2 protein-coding genes and 1 pseudogene are annotated in these 3,436 nt (G+C 60.8%); all 3 read left to right on the top strand.

Translation table 11 applies throughout. From position 1 onward, the window contains the following. Nucleotides 1–98: 98 nt before the first annotated feature. Nucleotides 99–2,438 (top strand): LamG-like jellyroll fold domain-containing protein, encoded by a 2,340-nt coding sequence (locus tag FSO04_RS45285; RefSeq protein WP_154567924.1) that lies wholly within the window; start codon nt 99–101, stop codon nt 2,436–2,438. 41 nt (nt 2,439–2,479) lie between these two features. After that, complete coding sequence (locus FSO04_RS45280; protein ID WP_154567922.1) at nt 2,480–2,788, top strand: GntR family transcriptional regulator; 309 nt, start codon at nt 2,480–2,482, stop codon at nt 2,786–2,788. 287 nt (nt 2,789–3,075) lie between these two features. Then, nucleotides 3,076–3,436 (top strand): annotated as a pseudogene (locus FSO04_RS45275) (polygalacturonase); the annotation flags it as partial.

Below are 3,436 nucleotides of genomic sequence, written 5' to 3'. Positions count from 1 at the left end.
GCAAACGTTTGCGGCCGAGCGTAGACGAGTAGCCCAGGTGTGCGGGACGTAGCTCCCGGTACGCCCTATGTTCCCATGACCTAGGAGAGAAAATAAACATGACGAAACCGAAGGCAGAATCGAGAAAAACCGGAACTCCTGGCCAGGAATTTCAATCCGACATCAACGACGCAGGGACGGCATTATCGGATCTGTATGGGACACCTGCGGAAATCGTCGACGGCATATCGCGACGGACTTTTCTTTATAGCCTTGGCGCGCTCACACTTGCAGCGTGCGGGGGCGGCCAGAGCGACACGCAGGCCGGGACATCCGCGAGCCAGTCGGCCAAGGCCGCGGCCAGCAATTCGTCGTCGTCGAGCGCCGCAACAAGCATGCTCGACGCGACCACTACCACCAGCAGCGGGTTTGTCCATCCCGGCCTGCTGCACACGGCGGACGACTTTACCCGGATGCAGCAGAAGGTGGTGACATTGAAAGCGCCACCCTGGATCGACGGTTGGAAGCAAATGCTGAGCTGCCTCAGCACGTACGGCACCCTGTCATGGCAGCCGAAGGCGCAGCCGGTGGTCTATCGAGGCAGCGACGGCGTGCATGCCGAAAACTACATGACGATGGCAAACGACATCGCTGTCGCCTATATGTGCGCGCTGTACTGGAAGGTGGCGGGCGACACCGCCTATGCGGACAAGGCGGTGCAGATCATGAACGCATGGTCGTCGACGCTGACCGCTATCGGTGGGGATATCAGCGGGTTTCTGGTGTCGGGCATCCAGGGTTACCAGTTCGCCAATGTCGGCGAGATCATGCGCACCTATCCGGGCTGGAAGGCAGCGGACTTCGCCGCCTTCCAGGCGATGATGCTCAACATCTTCTACCCGCAGAACCATCAGGGTCTGAGCCAAAGCCTCGCTCCGCTTACCGTCTATTCCAGCTGGCAACTATGCTGCATGGCGTCGATGATGGCGATCGGCGTGCTGTGCGACAGACAGGACCTGTTCGACGAGGCCGTCAACTATTTCAAGGGTGGCCTCGGCAACGGCGGCCTTGCGCAAACGGTTTACTACATTCACCCGGGCTACCTGGGACAAACGCAGGAGTCCGGCCGCGACCAGGGGCATAACACGCTCAGTATTTCATTGCTGACGACGCTGTGCGAGATGGCATGGAATCAGGGAGTCGATCTGTACGGGTACGACAACAACCGGGTTCTGGCCGCCGCCGAATACGTCGCCAAGGGTAATCTGAAGTCCGGATCGACCTACTACTCGGTGCCGTTCGAGCCGTATAACATCTGGATTTACGGCTCGGGAAGCATCAACGACACGGCCTTCTCGGCCTGGGCGCAGGGCAACCAGCGGCCCGAATGGGCGATGATCTATAACCACTACATCAACCGCAAGGGACTGGCCGCGCCCTATAGCCACGCGTTCGCCATGCTGATGCAGCCCGAAGGCGGCGGCTTATATGGGCAAAACAGCGGGTCATTCGATCAGCTGGGCTACGGTACGCTGACCTTCACGCGAGATGCGCCGACCACCGTTGCCGCACCGAGCGGCCTCACCGCTACCGTGACCGGGGGACAGGTCGTGCTGTCGTGGTGGGGCGTTGCGCAAGCGACCAGCTATACCGTGATGCGCAGCCTGACCCCGGGAAAGTCGTACCAGTCCGTCAAGAGCGGCGTGACCGATCTGCTGACCTATACGGATAGCGGTCTTGCGGCAGGGACCTACTATTACGTCGTGACCGCCGAGACGCCGTCCGGCACAACCGCCGCGTCGAACGAAGCGGTGGCGGTAACGGCCGTGCAATTACAGACTTATCTGGCGTTCGACGACGGCACCGGCACGAGCGCTGCCGATTCGAGCGGCAACGGCAACGCCGGCACGCTGGTGGGCGGCGTCACCTGGGCAACCGGCAAGGTCGGCAAGGCAGTGTCGTTAGACGGATCGCGCGGATACGTGAGCCTGCCCACGGGCATCGTCTCCGGCCTCGGCGATTTCACCATCGCCGCATGGGTGTACTGGAATGCCGCGACCAAATGGGAGCGCATTTTCGACTTCGGCACCGGCATCGACCAGTACATGAGGCTGACGCCCTGCTCCGGCAGCGGGACCGCGTGCTTTGCGATCACGCTTACCTCCTATGGGGGCGAACAGGTCATCAACGCGCCCTCGGCGCTGCCGACCGGTCAATGGACTCATGTCGCCGTGACCCTGTCGGGAAATGTCGGCACGCTGTATGTGAACGGCAGTGCGGTCGGCACCAATACGGCGATGACGTTCACCCCATTCCAGCTGGGCAACACAGGCCAGAACTGGATCGGCCGTTCCCAGTACTCCGATCCTTACTTCAACGGTCTGATCGACGAGTTCCGCATCTATCAAAATGCGCTCAGCGCGGATCAGATAAAGGCGTTGTTCTCCTCCGCGCAGTAGACGCGCCTTATGTTTGCACAAATGGCTACGGGGAACGATCTTTGAGAAACTGGATACCCAATCTTGACGCGTACCCCGGGCCTGCGTATCTGGCGGTCGTCTCGGCGCTGGAAGAGGCGATTCGTCGAGGTATCTTCGCAGCAGGTGATACGTTGCCGTCGCAGCGTATTCTGGCGGACTTTCTCGGTCTGCATGTGAATATCGTCAATCGCGCGATGCGTGAGAGTGCTCGGCGCGGGCTAACCAGCGGGAATACTCGTAGGGGTACGCTGATTCTTCCCCAGCGGCGATGGGGACCGGAGCGTGACCAAAATCCACTGAGTCTGATGAGTCGCTGCGGGACGCGTTGATGAACGGGGCAGATGTTTTTCTAACGCCGGTCGCAACTATTTCGCGGACGGCGGCCGATCCTGCGGACAGAAGCGTTTGAGGCCAGCCACTCATCGCACGTCCTGATTTGTAAATCATTCCGAGAATCATAAGGTGAACGATTTTAAAATAACTATTCGGGTGGTGTCCGGTCATTTGCAACGTGCGTTGCATGCTGTAGCGCCGGGTGTAACCGCCGCGGCGGCAGATATCGCGCTTCCTCATCGGCGTTGCCGCGTTCGGCGCTGCGATTGCATCGACAGCCGCATTGGCCGATTCGTCGTCCGCTGTGTCAACCCAATGGGGCACGGTCAGCGAGCCGGCGTTGCCATCCGTGGTCTGCACGACCCTCCAGGCAACGCTGACACCCACGGGCGGGTCTATCGACGCGTTTAACGCAGCCGCGGTTAACTCTCAGCCCGACGCCGGCCGCATCCGGGCCGCAATCGATGCCTGCCCCGTAGGGCAGGCAGTTAAATTGACTCAAGGCGCCGCCGGGGAATCCGGCTTCTTGAGCGGCCCGATCAAGCTGAAGTCCGGCGTGACGTTGTGGATCGACACGGGCGTCACCCTCTTTGCGTCGCGCAATCCGGCCGACTTTGACAACGGAGTCGGCACGTGCGGGACTG

It is taken from the genome of Paraburkholderia madseniana, assembly GCF_009690905.1.
GTDB lineage: Bacteria > Pseudomonadota > Gammaproteobacteria > Burkholderiales > Burkholderiaceae > Paraburkholderia > Paraburkholderia madseniana.
The sequence above is the reverse complement of the archived record's forward strand: the minus strand, read 5'-3'. Positions and strand labels throughout refer to the sequence as shown.